The organism is Stenotrophomonas sp. YJH_SMC_123 (genome assembly GCF_059368215.1).
In genome coordinates this window covers 748,162-765,584 of the sequence record NZ_JCAFRM010000001.1, presented here as the reverse complement: position 1 = coordinate 765,584, position 17,423 = coordinate 748,162, and the positions used below count along the sequence as shown (strand labels likewise).

The 17,423-nt window shown below is 62.9% G+C and carries 18 protein-coding genes and 1 other RNA gene; 10 read left to right on the top strand and 9 right to left on the bottom strand.

Translation table 11 applies throughout. The features are described 5' to 3' along the window. The first annotated feature begins 76 nt into the window (after window positions 1–76). Both AC5P5W_RS03640 and AC5P5W_RS03635 read left to right on the top strand, forming a co-directional pair. Complete coding sequence (locus tag AC5P5W_RS03640; protein WP_197574317.1) at window positions 77–709, top strand: DUF4388 domain-containing protein; 633 nt, start codon at window positions 77–79, stop codon at window positions 707–709. A gap of 209 nt (window positions 710–918) precedes the next feature. After that, window positions 919–1,383: a LuxR C-terminal-related transcriptional regulator gene (locus tag AC5P5W_RS03635; protein WP_197574316.1), complete on the top strand. Its 465-nt coding sequence runs from the start codon at window positions 919–921 to the stop codon at window positions 1,381–1,383. Window positions 1,384–1,615: 232 nt separating this feature from the next. On the opposite strand, the gene AC5P5W_RS03630 is transcribed toward AC5P5W_RS03635, so the two are convergent. Then, the gene (locus tag AC5P5W_RS03630; protein WP_111206238.1) at window positions 1,616–2,233 is read right to left on the bottom strand and encodes a hypothetical protein; all 618 of its coding nucleotides are present in this window, start codon (window positions 2,231–2,233) and stop codon (window positions 1,616–1,618) included. A gap of 403 nt (window positions 2,234–2,636) precedes the next feature. Between AC5P5W_RS03630 and AC5P5W_RS03625 the strand changes: the two genes are divergently transcribed. Next, window positions 2,637–4,184, top strand: a complete 1,548-nt coding sequence (locus tag AC5P5W_RS03625) for an N-acetylmuramoyl-L-alanine amidase (RefSeq protein ID WP_197574315.1) — start codon at window positions 2,637–2,639, stop codon at window positions 4,182–4,184. Between the two features lie 146 nt (window positions 4,185–4,330). On the opposite strand, the gene AC5P5W_RS03620 is transcribed toward AC5P5W_RS03625, so the two are convergent. The 3 genes from AC5P5W_RS03620 to AC5P5W_RS03610 form a co-directional block, all read right to left on the bottom strand. Beyond that, a complete protein-coding gene (locus AC5P5W_RS03620) occupies window positions 4,331–4,684 on the bottom strand; it encodes a glycoside hydrolase family protein (RefSeq protein ID WP_495220837.1) in 354 nt (117 codons plus the stop codon). Beyond that, window positions 4,677–4,961, bottom strand: a complete 285-nt coding sequence (locus AC5P5W_RS03615) for a hypothetical protein (protein WP_495220836.1) — start codon at window positions 4,959–4,961, stop codon at window positions 4,677–4,679. The genes AC5P5W_RS03620 and AC5P5W_RS03615 overlap by 8 nt, the downstream gene beginning before the upstream one ends. Before the next feature lie 243 nt (window positions 4,962–5,204). After that, window positions 5,205–5,762 (bottom strand): hypothetical protein, encoded by a 558-nt coding sequence (locus tag AC5P5W_RS03610; RefSeq protein WP_197574314.1) that lies wholly within the window; start codon window positions 5,760–5,762, stop codon window positions 5,205–5,207. Window positions 5,763–5,852: 90 nt separating this feature from the next. On the opposite strand from AC5P5W_RS03610, the gene AC5P5W_RS03605 reads away from it, so the two are divergent. Further along, window positions 5,853–6,350: a hypothetical protein gene (locus AC5P5W_RS03605; protein ID WP_111206236.1), complete on the top strand. Its 498-nt coding sequence runs from the start codon at window positions 5,853–5,855 to the stop codon at window positions 6,348–6,350. 725 nt (window positions 6,351–7,075) lie between these two features. After that, the gene (locus tag AC5P5W_RS03600; protein WP_229653749.1) at window positions 7,076–7,369 is read left to right on the top strand and encodes a tyrosine-type recombinase/integrase; all 294 of its coding nucleotides are present in this window, start codon (window positions 7,076–7,078) and stop codon (window positions 7,367–7,369) included. 28 nt (window positions 7,370–7,397) lie between these two features. Here the strand turns inward: AC5P5W_RS03600 and AC5P5W_RS03595 are convergent, their stop codons facing one another. Beyond that, a complete protein-coding gene (locus tag AC5P5W_RS03595; protein WP_111206235.1) occupies window positions 7,398–8,288 on the bottom strand; it encodes a hypothetical protein in 891 nt (296 codons plus the stop codon). Beyond that, entirely contained in the window at window positions 8,272–9,024 is a 753-nt protein-coding gene (locus AC5P5W_RS03590) for a HipA family kinase (protein ID WP_111206234.1), read from the bottom strand. Before AC5P5W_RS03590 ends, AC5P5W_RS03595 begins: the two co-directional genes overlap by 17 nt. A 216-nt stretch (window positions 9,025–9,240) precedes the next feature. Here AC5P5W_RS03590 and ssrA point away from each other — a divergent pair. After that, window positions 9,241–9,594, top strand: a transfer-messenger RNA (tmRNA) gene (ssrA, locus tag AC5P5W_RS03585). Between the two features lie 162 nt (window positions 9,595–9,756). Beyond that, the gene (locus tag AC5P5W_RS03580; RefSeq protein ID WP_032959123.1) at window positions 9,757–10,242 is read left to right on the top strand and encodes a hypothetical protein; all 486 of its coding nucleotides are present in this window, start codon (window positions 9,757–9,759) and stop codon (window positions 10,240–10,242) included. Between the two features lie 14 nt (window positions 10,243–10,256). On the opposite strand, the gene AC5P5W_RS03575 is transcribed toward AC5P5W_RS03580, so the two are convergent. Beyond that, on the bottom strand, window positions 10,257–10,718 hold the full coding sequence (locus AC5P5W_RS03575; RefSeq protein WP_197574319.1) for an isoprenylcysteine carboxylmethyltransferase family protein: 462 nt from the start codon (window positions 10,716–10,718) through the stop codon (window positions 10,257–10,259). Between the two features lie 146 nt (window positions 10,719–10,864). Here AC5P5W_RS03575 and AC5P5W_RS03570 point away from each other — a divergent pair, with 146 nt between their 5' ends. Then, window positions 10,865–12,886, top strand: a complete 2,022-nt coding sequence (locus AC5P5W_RS03570) for an esterase/lipase family protein (RefSeq protein ID WP_049439207.1) — start codon at window positions 10,865–10,867, stop codon at window positions 12,884–12,886. Between the two features lie 18 nt (window positions 12,887–12,904). Here the strand turns inward: AC5P5W_RS03570 and AC5P5W_RS03565 are convergent, their stop codons facing one another. Further along, complete coding sequence (locus AC5P5W_RS03565; RefSeq protein WP_238381426.1) at window positions 12,905–14,128, bottom strand: cytochrome P450; 1,224 nt, start codon at window positions 14,126–14,128, stop codon at window positions 12,905–12,907. Between the two features lie 379 nt (window positions 14,129–14,507). On the opposite strand from AC5P5W_RS03565, the gene hchA reads away from it, so the two are divergent. Next, entirely contained in the window at window positions 14,508–15,380 is an 873-nt protein-coding gene (hchA, locus tag AC5P5W_RS03560) for a glyoxalase III HchA (RefSeq protein WP_197574313.1), read from the top strand. Between the two features lie 4 nt (window positions 15,381–15,384). Next, the gene (locus AC5P5W_RS03555) at window positions 15,385–16,089 is read left to right on the top strand and encodes a PA1136 family autoinducer-binding transcriptional regulator (RefSeq protein WP_197574312.1); all 705 of its coding nucleotides are present in this window, start codon (window positions 15,385–15,387) and stop codon (window positions 16,087–16,089) included. A 20-nt stretch (window positions 16,090–16,109) separates the two neighbouring features. On the opposite strand, the gene AC5P5W_RS03550 is transcribed toward AC5P5W_RS03555, so the two are convergent. Beyond that, window positions 16,110–17,336 (bottom strand): cytochrome P450, encoded by a 1,227-nt coding sequence (locus tag AC5P5W_RS03550; protein ID WP_495220832.1) that lies wholly within the window; start codon window positions 17,334–17,336, stop codon window positions 16,110–16,112. Between the last annotated feature and the right edge of the window lie 87 nt (window positions 17,337–17,423).

The window sequence follows — 17,423 nt, the reverse complement described above, 5'->3', positions numbered from 1 at the left end:
TTCTCGCCACCTCACAGTCGCGGCGTTCCTGCAGTGTCCGGGACCGCAACATGAAATGGATCGGGAGGGCAGAGGCATGGCGTTTCATGGCGACCTGGACGGCATCGACCTGGAAGACATCATCGCGCTGATTGGCGCACGGTCGGGCGTGCTTTCGCTCGGCCCGATCCAGGGAAAAACCCTGAACCTGCATGTGGCCGCGGGACTGGTCGCATCGTTCTCCATTGAGCAGAACATCGAGGGCAAGGACCGGATCTTCAAACTTGCCCGGTGGTTCTCCAGGCACCGCTGCAGTTTCAGTTTCGAACAGAAGCCGATCTACGCGACGCAGGCCCTGCATCTGGACCTGCTGCAGCTGTTTCCGCGCCGACAGCCGACCGTTTCAGCGACAGACCCGGTGACGGGCCCGCTATCCAATCCGGACACGGTGTTCATGCTGATCAAGGCCAAGAAGGCCGCGCTTCCACTGGAGCTCCAGCGTTTCCTGGACCGGGCCGCGCCGATGCTGGAAAAGGGTGCCAGTGCGCACGACATTGCGCGCCGCACGCAGATGCGACTGCAGGATGTACAGCTCGCACTGCACGGCCTGAAACAGGCCAGGAAAGCGTGGCCGGCGTTTGTCGGCACAACGCCACCGGCGCGCCCTGCCGGATATGGCGTGTTCTCGTGGCTGCTGCGCCCCCGTGCTGCGCGCGCTGCATCGGGGTGAACGGTTGCAGGGTACGGGCTCCCAGACCGCTGCGACCGGCAAGACCGTGGTGGTGGCGGACGAGCATGCCATCTTCGTGCTCGGCATGGTGAGCTCGCTGCGGGTGCTTCCGCAGGTTGTGGTGACCGGCCAGACCACCCGTCGCACCGTCCTGCTGGAACTGGTGGAACAGCAGCAACCCGACGTGGTCATCACCGGCTACCCTGCAGGTGGAAGGCAGCACGCACCCCGGCCACGCACCGATCGCGGATATCGGCCGCTTGTCGCCGAGCACCCGCATCATCGCCATTACATCGCAACCGAGCGACGCGCTGCACCGGCGCATTCTTCGTGCGGGTGCCCACCTCGTGCAGGACAAGACCTGCCCCATCAACACCCTCATCCGGGGCGTGATCGACACGCTCAAGGGCGGCGCTCCCGCTGCTGCCGACAACCAGCGTCCAGTGATCGTCGGCACCGGTGCCCTGTCCACCTGCGAGCAGCAGGTCCTTCGACTCTATCTTTCCGGCATGAACGTCACCGCCATCGCAACGCTGCTGCAGCGGAGTAAGAAGACCATCAGCGCGCAGAAGATCAGCGCCATGAAAAAGCTCGGGGTATCGAGCAACCAGGAGCTGGTGCTTCTGGCCACGACCTTCCCCCCGCCCGAATGGCCGGAGGCGGGCGGGCTTTGAGCTGGGCCCAGCCCTATCGGCCCTGTACCTTGCAGCGCTGTAGAAACCGGAGGTACATTCTCCCCGTGGCGCCATCGGCGCCGGTTTCGCAAACACCAGAATAACGCGGCCCATCAATGCTTTAGCGTTATGGACTTTTTCGTTCACGCCTGCCGGATGTGCAGAAATGGCCATCGATTGGCAGCGTTTGGTCAACTTCTTAGTCAACATTCGATGTTGACCGTTGCCGTCGTCAGCGCGCCGATGGATCTCCGAGCTGCAGGTTCTCGTCTTCCAGCTTCCTTATCTCATCACCCAGAGCTATGTGCAGGCGGTCATAGATCGGGTGCACCTGCTCCCATAAAGCTCGCGCTTCGGCTTTCGCCACCGAGTTGGTCACTTGATACAGCAGCTCCCGGTACTCAGAGAGCTGTTCATAAACAGTGCGCGTGTGAATTCTCGCGTGAATCGGCACGACCTCGGCTATAGCGAGCCTGAAATCCTCCGCAACCTGAGGAGGTAACTTGTACGTCCCCCACTCGCCGGTCCTGTCGTACGCTTTGATGTCCTCGAGGTGAACAACTGCCGCCGTCCGCATGAGCTTCAGCAATAGGGGTTGAACGGAGATGAGGTTCGCGCGCTCAGCATCTATGCGCCGCATGCGTAGGGCGTCGTAGCGTTGCTCTCGCCGTAACTCCTTCGCGTGCCTCCGGCGACCTTTTTCCGTCAGGTGGTCCTGGAGCCATTTCAGACCGAAGCCGAGAATCAGCGTGGCCACCGGCACCAGCCACTTCCAGTCGTCGCCAGCGCTCGCCGCTGCACTGGCCGCCGGCGCGGCCTTGACGGTCGCCAGGAAAAGAGCTTCCCGCATCTTCAGTTCCCCTAGATCCTGTCACAAGTTTGCCTGAACGATCTGACGAATAGTTTAAGTCGGCGGTGCGTGCAAATCGCCAAAGCAGCGGTATTAACTCCTTCAGATCGCGCCCCCGAGCTGGCGCCCGGCAGCTGGCCGATCAGGTAGTCCAGTGCCAGCCTCCTCGCTCTCGCCAATGCGACCACAGCCAGGTCACCGACCACCACACCTCTGTCGAGCCGCATTCCTAATCCTGTGACTGCTATAGGGTTTTTCCTACGAGTAAGAGGCATAGACTCCGATAGCGCACTTGAGAACGTGGGCGCAGCCTTATGCAGCTGCAAACCCAAGCGGAGGCATCGACAAAAGAACACGTTCTGCACGAAACCTGATTACCTTTTCCAATAGGGAGTTGTAGCGCATGAGAATGGATAGGAAGTGGGGAATTTTGGCTCTTTCGGTCGGACTGACCTTGGGCAGCACCTACACAGCAGGTGCGCAACAGGATCCCGAGGCCGTCCCGATGCTATCGGATCAGAATAAGCTGCTTGTCACGTCAGAGATTCAGAATGATGTGCAGCGGTTCGTCAATGCCCAGAAGCGAATCGATGGACAAGGCAAGAATATACTGGCTCGGATCACCCCAGATCCGTCGCGCCAGTGGATTTATGTGGATCTTGATGGTGCCTTTCTACCCAAGGGCCGAAGCGAAATGGGGGAGGACCTTGGGCAACTCATTAGGGATATTCAGAACCATGTCGTGGATCTTCTTACAGGCATCGTAGAGTTCAAGGCCGTCGTCATCAGGGTCGATGGCAAGCGCCTGGATGAGATTTATCCTCCTCGCTACAAGTCCAAGCAGAGGGCACGCGCCACTTCACAACTGACTACCCCAGTAGATGGCTTAGTCGTGCTCAGTCCATCGCACGGAAAATACTTTCACTACGGCAGTAACAAATGGGAGTATCAGCGCCCGCTCTATGTGAACTCCACTGTCGTCCATGAGGACACTATTACCCCGGGCTACACCTCGATGCTGCAGAGCCTTCTGACATTGAGGAGCCCGACGCATGCCACGTCAATACGTCAGACTCGAGACATTGGCAACACTGCGATTGATCCTAACAGCGGCTTGAAATGGGCAGAGCTCGCTGCACGCTATTACTTGGCCAGGCTCTATCCCAATGAAACCGGGATGTGGAATCAGTATCCTAATGGAAAACCGAACCGTGCAGACCTCCGTGAGTATGATGACGATATTGCTGTTCGCCCAAATTTTGCAAACTTCCTAAACGCTGAAACAATGATCTCCATCCACACGGATGGTAGCGACACGAACCCGTCAGCACGAGGGCTGTCTGTCTTCACGAATCTCAACGATCCAAAATCTGTAGCGCTTGCCGAGAGCGTCAAGTGCTACGTGCAGGAGCAAATCAAACAGCGCCCTGATTACCCAACATTCCCCATCCGCTCAGGTCCCAATGATGGAGTGGGCTACGGGGAGGTCCGAGAGGCGGATATGGAGACCGTGTTGGTTGAGGTGGGCTTCCATAGCAACGCCGAAGACGCTGCACTACTTCAGACCACAGAGTTCCGTACCATTTCGATGAGAGGTATCGAAAAGGGCTATCGCATGTACAGAGAGGGGAAGGCCTGCACACCTTTTGCCATTACATCGGTAGGTCCGGCTGCAGGCAAGTCCCCCGGCAAAGTACCTGTGGCGTTCACCTATGTGGGTTATCCGCAGGGAGCAATGAAGGCGGATGTGGAGATTGTTAAGTGCGCACCGGGCAACACCTGCAACGGCGCGAAAGGCCTTCCGGTCACACTCGCCGATGGAAAGCTGTCATGGAACTTTACATGTGGCAACGTCGGCGCAAACGCGACGCATACAGTAAGGACGAAGCTCTATGATGCTGATGGTGTCTTCGCAAAGTCTGTCGAATCAGCCGTGACCTGCCAGGTGTAAGGCGGCCGAGAACTCGCGCTAGTTACCTGAGTTCGCGCTAAAGCATGAACCGTTTGCCAAGGCCTCCTCGTCAGGGAGGCCTTTTAACTCACGCCTCGATTGAAAGAGGCTTCTAGGAAGGGGCCGCCGTGGCGGCCCCATGGACCTTACAGGTGCGGCAGGCCCAGCCGCCTCCGCAGCGCCGCCACGAGCACGATCGAGGTCCGCACCAGCGCGTGCTGGTCGCGGGTCAGCTGGTCGTACATCTCCAGCAACTTCGGAAAGATGTGCCCCACCCGGGTGCACTCGTCGTCGGTGTAACGCTTGCCGTCCATCACCGCCGGGCCCGTGACGCTTGCGCAGACAGTCAGGATGCCGGCCGAGTCGTAGTACGGCGTGAAGCGGCGTCCTTCGTGCGCCGAGCCGTTCGTGGCAAGGGCGGCCACCAACGCGCCGATCAGCGCCAGCGGTGCGGCGGCGAAGCCGATCCGCTGCTTGGTGTTGGGCGTGCTGTCAGCCACGGCGGCGGATCCACGTCCAGAGGCGCTTGGCATTGCCCATGCGCGCGGACCACCAAGCGGACCAGTCGCCCCAGTTCTTCAACCTGACGGTGAACATCTGGACGACGGTGAACACGATCGCGCCGGTCAGCGCCCAGTCGCTCAACGTGTAGCCCGGCGAGTAGGTCGCTGCGGTGGCGCTGGCTGCCGCCCCGATCTTCGAACCTGCGACCGCCAGTCCGTTGTGATCTGTTCTTTGATGCTCACCGCAGTTCCCCCAGTGAAAGGAGGCCGGCATGGCCCACCACTACCGCGGTTGCAAGGTCGCGCGGACACCAGCGGCGCGTCTCACGACGGCCTATGTGCTGGCTTGAGTGGTGGCCATGACTACCGGCCATTTGGTAGCGGGAGGTGGATTCGAACCGCCGACCTCGTGGTTATGAGCCACGCGAGCTTGTAGGAGTTCAAACCTACTTTCGGTGCCCGAGGCAACTGCGGTTCCTCATGAGGAAGAAATCTCCCTCATGAGGAACAAGTGAGGTCAGCCAGGTGAATGCCCGCCGTCCGCGTCGACAGCCTGAATCATCGGCAGCGACGCCCTCAGATTACTTACCGCCCATCCCGCAATGCCATTAAGAGCGAGCCCGTCTTCGGGCTGCCCAGCCAAGCGCTTAATCAGCACATTCATGTTGCTATCAAGCAGCGTGCGAAAGGCCCTGTCTTGGGAGGTCGCGTGTCCACTGCCAAGGTTGGCATCCATACGCTCAGCTGCATCTGCGTACCGCAGCAGGCCATCGGCGCTGGCATGCATTGCGTGAAAGACCTTCAGAACAACCAGTGCGTCTTCCCTGGGCAGAGCACCGCACAGCTGCTGGATATGATCCAGCTGAGCGGCGAGCCACTTATACGGTTCCTCGGCAGTCTCGAAAGCGGAAATTGCAGATGCCGCGATCGCTTTGACGGACCTAAGATCCCTTGCGCCAATAGCGTCAGTCAGCTGCCCCGAGCTGTCGTGAACGACCTTACGCGCAGCCCCATAGGCTGCGGCTAGTCTGTCCGCGCGCTCCAGAACTGCCAACACATACTCATCCCTTTTCACCTTACTTCTCCATGGACCACGAGACGCGATTCGCCCCTAACAAACCTTAACAAATGCGACAATGCCGGCCAATACAGGGAGGGTGTCGCAATGGTTGAGACGGTTCTCGGCTTGACGGATTTGCAGATGAAGGCGGTGACCGCCTTCGGTCAGTTGGCGCTCGCTACGACAGTGGCTTACATTGCCTTCCAGCAGTGGAGGACGGCGCGTCACAAACTGAAACTCGATATGTTCGATCGCCGATTCGCGGCCCACGAAGAGCTCAGGCGCCTCGCAACCTCGTTTCGGGGCAAACGGCAGATGCAAGATGCGGACGCAATCTTGGCGTTGGAGCCGACGTTTCGCTATCTGTTTGGGCGACCCAGCGGCATTTTGGTTCGGCACATGGCAGGAGTTGCTATGCGCGTCGCTGTGCAGGCGAGCGCCGTCGAGGTTCCGATTGGCCTGCTCGGGCAGGACTCAGATCCCGTAAGCCTTGAGCGATGGAAGGAAGCACAAGAGAAGATCACCGCAATGATGACGGAGTTTCACACCCTGCATACTCAGGCCATCGCAGCAACTGCCGACCATCTCACCCTCAAGCACTGAGTATCGCGAGCTCTGGGCGCTCCACAGCGCCTTCCGAAATCCCGTCCTGCCACCGTGAAGCGCTTCCTGCAGGACAGCGCTGGCGAACTTGTGGCCCTTGATGTAGTTGCCCTTGCGCATCTTCGCGGACTTGGCCAGGCCGGCGAACGACTGACGCCGCTCTGGCCACACCAGCTCGTGCGCCGCGTCGTAGATCACCAGACGAAGGCGCCAGCGATCAGCGGGCTTGCCCAGGTCCAGCGGCCGCGGCCGCATTGCACGCACGCCTTGGCCACCTGACGGTAGGCAGCGAGGGATAGCCTTGCGATCGGGGCGGGGCCCATCCGCGTCGCTACGGCGAGCGCGGTGTGCTACTCCAGCGGATTGCGCATATAGCCGACCGCGCCGGCGATGTCGCTACTGCCCAGCGGCGCCAAGGCGCTGCGCCCCTCCACTGGCATGCGGTAGCTCCCGCCGACCAGCAGACGCGATAGCAGCTCGAGGACGTCACCATTGCCCTCGTCGTCGAATCCATCCGGGGCTGCGCCACGGCGCCGCTGGCCTGCACTGTCGTCCGCCGGCGACGGAAGAACTGGTGAGCGACGGCACCAGACATCCAGCGCCGCGGCCAGAGCACCGGCAGGATCGTGGCCAACGAACACGGCTGAGGATGCCCCGCAGCTGCAGCACTGGATCTGTGCGCCGCGCGGGAACAGGCCGGTCGGGGCGGCACCACAGCTGCCGCATTGGACTGGCGCGCTGCTGTCGAAGATGGCTCCCCGCGGTCGGATCAGAGCATCCGCGCCGGCGAATGGCAGCGCGCTCTGCGCAAGGCTGGCGTCCGGTACCGGTACCCCTACCAGATGCGCCACACCTTTGCCTCCCAAGCGCTCAGCGCGGGCGAGAACGTCATGTGGGTGGCGAAGCAGATGGGACACCGCGACTGGACGATCACCGCCAAGAAGTACGGCCGATGGATCCCTTCGATAGTCCCCGATGCCGGCGCCAAAGCCGCTGCAGTCTGGGCATTGGGGACCTAGGTCAAACGATGGATGCCAGATGCGGGCTTTAAACGAGTTCCGCCTTCAGAATGCGATGTGCCGCATCTTCGGCGCGACTGTAGGGACGCACCATGAGCGAATGCTCATCGGCGAATGCCTCAAGTTCCGACAGAGCGCCATGGGCGGCATCCAGTTGCCTTTGTGAGAAGCCCGGCGAGTCCTTCTCCGGAATCCAAAGCAGAAGCTCATAGGTAGTCCTTGGCGCAAGGACATCCAACTGATCTTTCAGAATCTGCAGATCCACCAAGCGGGATTTCGATCGGATGCGCCTGGTAGAGAGATTTGATCCTGGAATCAGCATGTCAAAATTGGCGGCAATTCGTTCCCCCAAGTATCCGATTCTCGTAGGGGCGGCCCCTTTCCGAACGACGACCTCGCCGTTGAAGCGTACATCCAGGTGCGGACTCTGGCCGCAAACCCGATCGCGAATCTGCTGAACCCACCTATCAATATCTAGCCCAGTTCCAACCGACTCCGAGGTCTGCTCGACGCTGCTGTTCGCCAACTTCGCTGCCAAGCTCGAAGTCAAGATCGCTCCGCTGCGGGCGATCTGCTCGAGGTCAGCTCCCATTGCGGTGCGGCAAGGCCCCAAATGACAGGATCGGAAAGGCGGCACCCAACTGTCCAGCGCTCCGCCGGTGGCCAGGTAGGCTTGAAGGACATCAATGGCCAAATCTATTAGTCCGTCGAGCACTTCTGCCCTGTCGCCGTACATGCACTGCAGAACTCGACCCGACAGCGTGGCTTGAACGTGGAAAGCGCCACTACCATCCACGGCGGCAGTGGCAATCACAATTCGCTCTCCGCTTCCGTGCATCGGCTCGATGTACAAGGGCGCCCAGATCGCTTGGACGTTAGGAGCAGGTGGGAACATCCGGAAGTCAGCGGTGATGGCCATCGAACATCTCGCTCTGCATTGCCGGAATTCTCTCGCTAGCCAGTCGCATCAGATGCGCCTGTCTGGACGCAAGCCACACGAGGACCGAATCTGCCTCTTCGTCAGGCCATAGTCCCGCGGGCAGGCCAAGATCGCTCTGAGAGGTCGGCTTCTCCTGAAACGCCTCCATTACGCCTAAAGCAACCGGCCGAATTCGGAGCAGCTCGTTCTCCGCTCTGCCGCGTACCGCCACGTCAAAAAGGATGTTCTGCGGCGCCAATTTATCCACAGGGAGCGTGGCGTTCACGGCCAAGCCGTGGTCGATCAGCCAGAACTCGCCGGTGCCGCTATAGAGGATGTTGCGCTCATGTCGATCGCAGTTTGCGATCCACTCGTCAAAGCAGGCAGCCTTGATCAGACCAGGCCAGGCACGCAATTGATCAAGTATCGCCTGAAGCTGCCCGGCTTCTATGAAGGCAGACAGATCCCCATTCCCCGCGGCCACGCTGCCGTAGGCCACGTACGCCCCCCCCATATGCTCTGGGACGTACACAAGCAACGGCTGGGGTACTGGGAGATCCAATTGGCGAGCGATAACCGCGCAGGCGACCTCCACCAGGACCTCCCGGGAGCTAGCCAGCCTCTTCACATAGGCCTCGACATCGCCCGACGATGTCCGGACAACCGCCCTAACGGCATCATTAATGCCGGTGCCAGCCAAGCCCAGCGAATTCACCAAGGTGCCAAACTGCAGCATCGATCCCCCTTCAGCATCCCTTGCTGAACGATTTCGTGAGCATATCTCAGGGCTTGACTACCGTCACTGTCGATCGTCCCAGCGGATAGCGCGCCTTGGGAGGGGGCGAGCGTGACTGTTCAGGAAGATTGCCGTAGTATTCGGGTCGTTGGGCAGGGTCAGTGCCAGCTTTTTGCCAGCATTGACCCCAAAAGCCTTGCAATACTTGAAGAAACCGGGGGTGCATTGGTTTCGACGGGGGTTGTGAAGTCGCCTGGCGCATGCCGAGGGGGTAGCTTTCCTCGTAAATCCAGCTGCAAAACTCTAGTTGCCAACGACGACAACTACGCTCTGGCCGCTTAAGGCCTAAGCCTCGAAACCGCTTGTGTCCATGCTCGCGGTGTAGAGTCACTATCATGGAATCGCGCTGGATGGCTGCCTGTCAGTCCGGCACTAGAACACAACAGGCTGGTTCCCGGATGCGCTTTGCGCACCGTGCTGTTCGGGGACGAGATCCAACGGTGAGCTAAGCATGTAGTGCTGGGGATGGAGTGCCTTCGGACGGCGGTTCAATTCCGCCCACCTCCACCATCTGTATGGCCTGTCGAGGCCGCAAGAAGCCGGATCTCCCGTCGAGGGGGTTCCGGCTTTTTTGTGCCTGCTCGTCGTGCGGGAAGCGTGGGGCATAATCGGGATGGAGCTTTCGCTCCATCGCTGCATTGCCCCGGCCTGCTGCCGCCAGAAGGATCTGCAATGAAAACCGCCACAACCACGCTCGTCCTGCTCCTCACCACCCTCGCCGCAGCCTCAGCCACGCACGCTGCGGCGCCGGCCATCGCGCCCCCCGGCACCGCCACGCTGGAAGCGCTGCTGGCCTGCAAGGCCGGCTCGAACTTCAGTGCGGCCGACGCCATCGATGCGCTGCAGGCCGCCGGCCTGGCCAAGAAACCGGGCGGCACCTTCGAGCCGGAGGACAAGCCGGTCGCGCTGTTTGGCGGCACGGTCACCAGTGCCGATGTAAACGTGGCCGAAGGCGAGAAGAGCCTCTTCGTGTACTTGAACGGCGTCGATTCCAAGCGCCTGGCCAAGGCCTGGTCGGTGACCGAGGTCAACGAGCATGCCAACACCGAAGAGCCGTCGTACGTGAAGCGCATCGACAAGCGCCACACCCTGCACGTGATCGCGGGCGACGACTACGAGGGCTATTCGGCTGCGGTGAAGTGCCAGATCAGCCGCTGATGGCGTAGGCGACGCTACAGCCAGCGCGGCACGCGATGACGGTATTGCGCGTACGCCTCGGGAAAGCGGGCCATCAGTGCCCGCTCCTCCGGCAGGATCTGCAGCCGGGTGATGTACACCAGGAACAGCGGCACCACCAGCAGCGCGATCAGGTTCTGCAGGTACACCATGGCGCCAAGCAGGACCAACGCCTGGCCCAGATACATCGGATTGCGCGTGCGGCGGTAGATTCCGCTGGTAACCAGCGCGCTCGACGCCGAAGGTCGCAGAGGATTGACGGTGGTACCGGCGCGCTGGAAAGACAGCTTGGGTAGCAGATTGAGCACGACACCCAGCGTCACCGTCACGCCTGCGAGCAGAACCGGCACCGGCACCCGAAGGTGGAAACCCAGCCACAGCCAGCGTGCTGCAAAGCCCGCAGCGGCGCACAGCAGCATCACCACGGGCGGGGGAATGCGGGTTTCCAGCCAGGACATCGCGATCACCGTGTCCCTTCCATTCGCCGCAGTGTCACACGGGAATGGCTGAATCGCCCACGGCGGCCAGGCCCAAACCGACCGTTCGGTCTATTCCGCTTTGACAGGCTGGCCGCTAGAGTGACGCCACCGCGCAGGAGCATCGTATGGCTACCACGGGCATGGGCTTCATCGGCCGCACGACCCTCATCATCACCGTGCTGCTCACCCTGGGGGGCTGCGCGACGCTGCGCCAGTTCGGACCGTCGGTGCAGGTCGCCTCGGTCACGCCCGGCCAGTACATCGCGCTCAAGCGCGGTGACATCCTCACCTCCGGCAAGCTCAGCGCGGCGACCACCGAGACCCTGCGCGTGGCCGGGCTCGATGAGGGCGTCTGTGCCAAGCCCGGCCTGCCCTGCATCGAGGCCATGGAAAGCAGCATCGTGGTGCGCGAGGAAGACAAGCGCTCCAGCCTGGCCGAGTTGTGGCTGCAGCATGCGATGACCCTGCCGGCACCGAAGCGCGAGTACTCGGCATCCGGCCGCGCCAAGACCGCGATCACCGAACTGGATGCCGACTTCCAGCCGCGCCTCGATGCGTGGATGCAGGTCGCGCGCCAGGCCTATGCCTATCTGTTCTTCACCGAGCGCACCGCCAATCAGCGTGGTTTCGAGGACCGCCAGACCCAGGTGCGCGACTACTACAACCTGGCTGTGCAGGAAGCCTCGGTGCAGCTGTACAACGCGTACGCCACCGGGCGCGTGCACAGCCAGGCCAGCCATTTCCAGCTGGGCCGCTGGACCTTCGTGCTGGCCCCTTCGGGTGAAGCATCGCCGCTGGACACGCGCACCCCCACCGAGCTGGTACCGGCGGCCTCGCTGTCGTTCACCGGCACGCTGCGCAGCGTGCATCGCCGCGATGGCTTCGGTGCCGAGCTGGTGGCGGTGATGGACGATCCGGCTGGCAGCACGGCCACCCCGCCTTCGGCAGCGACGCCCGCCGCGCAGGCAAGCACCCCGGCCGCGCAGAGCTGGAGCGAGATGCCCTCGCCTTCGATGACGGTGCTGCTGCGCTTCTCGGGAAAGAACCTGTGGGAAGTGCTGCACGACGACGAGCCGGAACTGGAGATCCACGATCCCTACCAGGTCTCGGAAGTAACCCTGCACGGCCAGCAGGTGCCGTTGGCGGCCAACTTCACTGCGGGCTACGCACTGTGGCTGGCGCGCTCCAACTTCAGCCACCAGTCGCTGCGCTCGCTGTTTGGTGGCAAGGGCGGCATCGACGCGCCGCATCTGTACATGATGCAGCCCTACGACCCGAACCGCCGCGTGCTGTTGATGATCCATGGCCTGGCCAGCAGTCCCGAGGCCTGGGTGAACGTGGCCAACGAACTGATGCGCGACGACGAGATCCGCCAGGACTTCCAGGTCTGGCAGTTCTACTACCCGACCAACATGCCCATCGCGATGAGCCACGATGCGATGCGCCACACGCTGGCCGAAGTGCTCAAGCACTTCGACCCCAGCGGCAAGGCGCAGGCCTCGCATGACATGGTGCTGGTCGGGCACAGCATGGGCGGGGTGATCGCGCGGTTGATGGTCTCTTCCTCCGGCGACCACCTGGTCGACACCCTGCTGGCCACCGCGCAGATGACGCCCGCCCAGCGCGAGCTGCTGCGCACCAAGGGCGCGCCGGTACTGACCTTCCTGCCGGAACCGGAAGTATCGCGGGTGGTTTTCATCGCCACACCGCATCGCGGCACCGACGTGGCCGGTACCCGCCTCGGCCGCTGGATCGGCCGCCTGGTACGGCTGCCGCTGACCGTGCTGGAGGACGTGGCGACGCTGGCCAACGACGGCCAGATCGATCGCAACGATGGCAAGCACGGCTACCAGATGAACAGCATCCAGAACCTGGACAAGGACGACCCGTTCGTCCGCGCCGTGGCCGACCTGCCGATGTCACCGAAGGTGCACTACCACTCGATCATCGCCCGCGCCAAGGCCGATGGCCCACTGGAAAAAACCGATGACGGGCTGGTGCCCTACTGGAGCTCGCACCTGCCACACGCCGTTTCGGAGAAGGTGATCGTGTCCGGTCACAGCGTGCAGGAAGCCACGCCGGCCATCGTCGAGCTGCGGCGGATCCTGCATGAGGACATGCAGGAACACGGGCGTACGGCAAAGTAAGCCGCCCGCCCCTGCAGATCAGGCACCGGCCGTATGGCGCGAGAACGTGCCGTGCAGCGCCGCGGGAATCGCGAAGCCTTCCATGCGCACCTCGGGCCGGTAGTCGGCGCTGGGGGTGAAACGGAATTCGCGCGCCAGCAGCGCGCACAGCAATACCAGCTGTGCATTGCCGACCGCCGATCCCACGCAGGAACGCGTGGGGAAGCCGTAAGGCACATAGATGCCGGCGGTGCGCTTGCGCCGCTCGGGCAGCCAGCGATCGGGATCGAACTGCAGCGGGTCATCCCAGTATTTCGCCGAGCGATGCTGGATGAACGAGCTCAGCTCGAACACCGTGCCCTCGGCGATGGCCTGCCCTTCCACCTGCAGATCGCAGGCGGCCACCCGACGGTTGTTGAAGGGCGTGGAATACAGCCGCATCACTTCCTTCAGGAAGCGCATCGTGCAGGGAATCCTGGCCATCGGCAGCGCATGGATCTCCGCATCCGAGAGCGGCGCGAATTCCTCCTCGATGCGCTGGCGCCAGTGTGGATGCATCTGCATCGCCAGCAGCAGGCAGGCGGCCATCATGCCGGGCACCCCGGAAATGGCGATCAGTTGCACGGTGACCAGGTAGGTGACCTTGTCCAGGCCGATGCGCTCGCGAAGGGTCAACAATGACTGCGCGTAGTCCAGCGGCGAACGTCCGCTGCGGACCCGGCGCCTGAGTTCGGCGGCGATCGCCCGCGATTCGCCACGACCGATGAGGAAGTTGCGCAGCAGATGACGCCGATGGATGACCTGCTCGACCTGGGTGGTGTAGCGCAGATGCAGGGCGCGTTCGATGGCCTCGGTACCGCGCGCGTCGAGCCCGTCGATCACCAGTGGCACCAGCGGATGCGCCATCACCTTCCACACGGCTGGCGTGGCATCCAGCTCGCGCCCGCACAGTGCGTCCAACGCCTGCCGCATGCGCGACTGCAGCGCCTCCAGGGTCTGCGCTCCGGTAAGCTCAGCACTGCGCGTGGCGATCAGGCTGCGCACTTCGGTCCAGCGCACGCGTTCGTGCCGGCGGAACAGGTCGGCCAGCGACTCGACCACGAACAGGTGCTCGGAATTCTCCTTGTCGACCTTGCCGGCCAGCTCTGGGCAGAACACCCCGATACCGCCGGTTTCCAGTTTCAGCACCGGTCCTTCGCGCTCCACCCGCGCAGCCAGGCGCTCGGCAGCAATGGCGCTGCCTTCATTCGACATCCCTTGCATGCAGTGCGTCTCCGGCAGGAAGGGACTCGAAAGACGAGTCCCTTCGTCTTGCTACCGCTCAATCGCGGGGTTGCCCCGCAGGATCAGAACTCGACCCAGAGCGGCCAGGTATTCCACACACTGCTCTTCTCGTTCGGATGGATATTCAGAGTGACGCGCAATGCTCGGGCGAATCTTTTCATTTTCATTCCTTTGCTTGCTGTGTGGTTATGCCGGGATTATCCCGGCACCGGCTAGATAACACGACATAATCCCGCTGTCCAACCGGGCCGGTGGCGCGATGCAGCATCCGGGTGGTGGTCCATTGAGGGGAATCCCTCATCGCGCCTGCGCACGCGGCCTCCTATGCTGGGCTCACTTTCCCCCAACGGAGGTCCGCATGAACACGCAAGAGCCCAGCCGCCAGCCCAGCCCCGATCCGGCCGAGCGCGATGCCTTCTTCCCGTCGCCGTACTCGCTGTCGCAGTTCACCTCGCCCCAGAGCGACCTGTCCGGGGCCGACTATCCGGATGCACGCCGCGACGGCCGCTGGAAGGTGCTGATGATCGCCGCCGACGAGCGTTATCTGCCGACCGCCAATGGCCATCTGTTCTCCACCGGCAACCATCCGGTGGAAACCCTGCTGCCGATGTACCACCTGGACAAGGCCGGCTTCGACATCGACGTGGCGACGCTGTCCGGCAACGCCGTGAAGTTCGAGTGGTGGGCCTTCCCGCGCGAGGACCGCGAAATCGGTGCACTGTACGAACGCTACCAGGCGCGCTTCCGCCAGCCGTTGCAACTGGGCGAGGTGGTGGCTGGCCTGGGAGCCGATTCGGACTATGCCGCCATCTTCATTCCCGGTGGCCACGGCGCACTGATCGGCCTGCCGGAGAGCGCGGCGGTGAAGGCCACGCTGCAGTGGGCCATGGCCGGGCAGCGCCACATCATCACGCTCTGCCATGGCCCGGCGGCGCTGCTGGCGGCGGGCGTCGACGAAGCCGACGGTGGCTCGCTGTTCCGTGGTTACCGCATCTGCGCCTTCCCCGACGCAATGGACCGGCAGACACCGGAGATCGGCTACATGCCGGGGCAGCTGCGTTGGTTCTTCGGTGAACGCCTGGCGCAGCAGGGCGTGCAGATCGTCAACGAGGGGATTGATGGCAGCGTGCTGCAGGATCGCCTGCTGCTGACCGGCGACAGCCCGCTGGCCGGCAACGCGTTGGGCAAGCTGGCCGCACGTACGCTGCTCGATGCACTGGCGGGGCGCTGAGCCCATGCCTGCGCTGGTGCCCGCGCTGCTGGAACTGGAACAGGCGCGGTCACTGCCCGCGGTGGGCGGCGTGCTGCGCGCCGCCGCCTCACCCCTGGGCTACGATCGACTGCTGGTGTTTGCCACCGGGACCGGGCTGGAACGCGACGCGCAGCGCGTGTACTGGATCGAGGGTGACTGGTTCGGCGACGGCAGCGATACCGGACTTGCCCGCTACCTGCATGCCTGCCCGGTCAACCGCCATGTACTGGACAACAATGCGCCGTTCTTCTGGAGCAAGCGCCAGGGCGTGCGCGGCGAACGCTATCAGGTGGTGAAGCAGCCGCGCGGCGATGGCCTGCATGGGTTGCAGGTGCCGGTGTTCGGCCCGACCGGCCTGGAGGGTGCGGTCAGTTTCGCCGGCACCTCGATTGATGCATCCGCCAGCGCGCGCCTGCTGCTGGAAATGGTCGGAACGTCAGCCTTCCGTGCGGCGCGCCAGTTCGCCGAGGCGCCCGCGGATGTTCGCGCAGGCGCGTTGAGCGCACGCGAACGCGAGGTGCTGCGCTGGGTCGCTGCTGGACGGCGCCAGGCGGAGATCGCGGCCACGCTGGGGCTGTCTCCCCGCACGGTGGAGAACCACCTGCGGCGAGCGCGACAACGGCTCGGCGTGGCCACCACCGCGCAGGCGGTGCGCGCGGCAGGCCGCCGTGGCGAGATTGAAGACTGAGCCAGGCAGTACAGATGCTGTCAGGCGTGCCGCGGCGTCAGCGTACCGATGAAATCGACCGGAATGGCAAAGCCTTCCAGCTGCATCCACGGCGTGGGCTCATCCTGCACCGTCAACTCGAAATCGCGGGTCACCAATGCGCAGAACCGCAGCAGCTGCGCGTGGCCGACCGCACTGCCGATGCAGGCCCGCGAGGAAAATCCGAAGGGCACGTAGGCGCCCTTGTTGGCCTGGCGTCGCTCCGGCAACCAGCGATCAGGATCGAAGCTGTCCGGGTTCTGCCAGTACTCCGGCGAATGATGCTGGAAGTAGGACGACAACTCGTATGCCCCGCCCTTGCGGATGCACACGCCCTCGATGTCGATATCGTGCGAGGCCGGACGATGCAGGGCGAACAGTCCCGGCCACAGCCGCAGGGTTTCCTTGACGAAACGCGACGTGCACGGCAGCGACTTGATCGGCAGCGCATACAACTGCTCCAGGCTCAGCGCCGAGGTTTCCTCGCGGATGCGCGCCTGCCAGTGCGGAAATCGATGCATCGCGTACAGCAGGCTGGCCGCCGTGATGCCCGGCAGGCCCGACATGCCGGCCAGCACCATCGACACCAGATAGGCCACGCGATCCACCCCGACCCGCTGCACCAGCGGCAGCAGGGATTGCAGGAAGTCCTCGCGCGGCACGGTCTGGCGCGCACGACGCCGGATGTGCCGCGACACCGTGCGGGCCGCGCGGCGGGAAAGATGGAAGTCGATGATCCGCCGCCAGAACGAGAAGTTCTGCAGCACGATGGCGTTGTATCGGGTCTTCTGCTCACCGATGAGCGCATCGACGTCGGATCGACTGAGGCCGTCGATCAGCATCGGCAACAGCGACTGCGAGATCGTCCACCAGCTCAGTTCGCTGAGGTCATGCGGCCTGTCCGCGCGCTGGGCAAGGAAGCCGTGCATGCGCGTGTAGAGGTCGCGCATGTGGCCGGGACTGGCCAGCCGCCCGGCCTGCTCGCTCAGCAACGCCCGCACCTCGCGCCACGCAACGGGGTCCCTGCCACTGCGCAGCCCAAGAAAATCAATCAGTGAATCCGGTACGGTGTGCCGGTCGGTGTTGGCCTTGTCGATCCTGACCGCCAGGGCCGGATCAAAGATGCCGACGACATCATTGTTGAAGCGCAGTACCGGCCCTTCGCGACGCACGCGTTCGAGCAGGTCGTCGATGGAAACCACTTCCGCATCCGCTGCACGCTCATCCATGCCCTGCCTCCAATGCCAGGGAAGATCATCGACCCTCCCTGGCGATGTCATCGAATACGTGGAGTCCTTCCGGTCAGAAGATATTCC

Excerpts from the sequence above, each read along its gene's own strand:
- AC5P5W_RS03625 (WP_197574315.1), top strand. The coding sequence starts at position 2,637 with ATGAGAATGGATAGGAAGTGGGGAATTTTGGCTCTTTCGGTCGGACTG.
- hchA (WP_197574313.1), top strand. The coding sequence starts at position 14,508 with ATGAACACGCAAGAGCCCAGCCGCCAGCCCAGCCCCGATCCGGCCGAG.
- AC5P5W_RS03550 (WP_495220832.1), bottom strand. The coding sequence starts at position 17,336 with ATGGATGAGCGTGCAGCGGATGCGGAAGTGGTTTCCATCGACGACCTG.
- AC5P5W_RS03570 (WP_049439207.1), top strand. The coding sequence starts at position 10,865 with ATGGCTACCACGGGCATGGGCTTCATCGGCCGCACGACCCTCATCATC.
- AC5P5W_RS03605 (WP_111206236.1), top strand. The coding sequence starts at position 5,853 with ATGGTTGAGACGGTTCTCGGCTTGACGGATTTGCAGATGAAGGCGGTG.
- AC5P5W_RS03555 (WP_197574312.1), top strand. The coding sequence starts at position 15,385 with ATGCCTGCGCTGGTGCCCGCGCTGCTGGAACTGGAACAGGCGCGGTCA.
- AC5P5W_RS03640 (WP_197574317.1), top strand. The coding sequence starts at position 77 with ATGGCGTTTCATGGCGACCTGGACGGCATCGACCTGGAAGACATCATC.
- AC5P5W_RS03565 (WP_238381426.1), bottom strand. The coding sequence starts at position 14,128 with ATGCAAGGGATGTCGAATGAAGGCAGCGCCATTGCTGCCGAGCGCCTG.
- AC5P5W_RS03595 (WP_111206235.1), bottom strand. The coding sequence starts at position 8,288 with ATGGCCATCACCGCTGACTTCCGGATGTTCCCACCTGCTCCTAACGTC.
- AC5P5W_RS03575 (WP_197574319.1), bottom strand. The coding sequence starts at position 10,718 with ATGTCCTGGCTGGAAACCCGCATTCCCCCGCCCGTGGTGATGCTGCTG.
- AC5P5W_RS03615 (WP_495220836.1), bottom strand. The coding sequence starts at position 4,961 with ATGCCGGCCTCCTTTCACTGGGGGAACTGCGGTGAGCATCAAAGAACA.
- AC5P5W_RS03580 (WP_032959123.1), top strand. The coding sequence starts at position 9,757 with ATGAAAACCGCCACAACCACGCTCGTCCTGCTCCTCACCACCCTCGCC.
- AC5P5W_RS03590 (WP_111206234.1), bottom strand. The coding sequence starts at position 9,024 with ATGCTGCAGTTTGGCACCTTGGTGAATTCGCTGGGCTTGGCTGGCACC.
- AC5P5W_RS03630 (WP_111206238.1), bottom strand. The coding sequence starts at position 2,233 with ATGCGGGAAGCTCTTTTCCTGGCGACCGTCAAGGCCGCGCCGGCGGCC.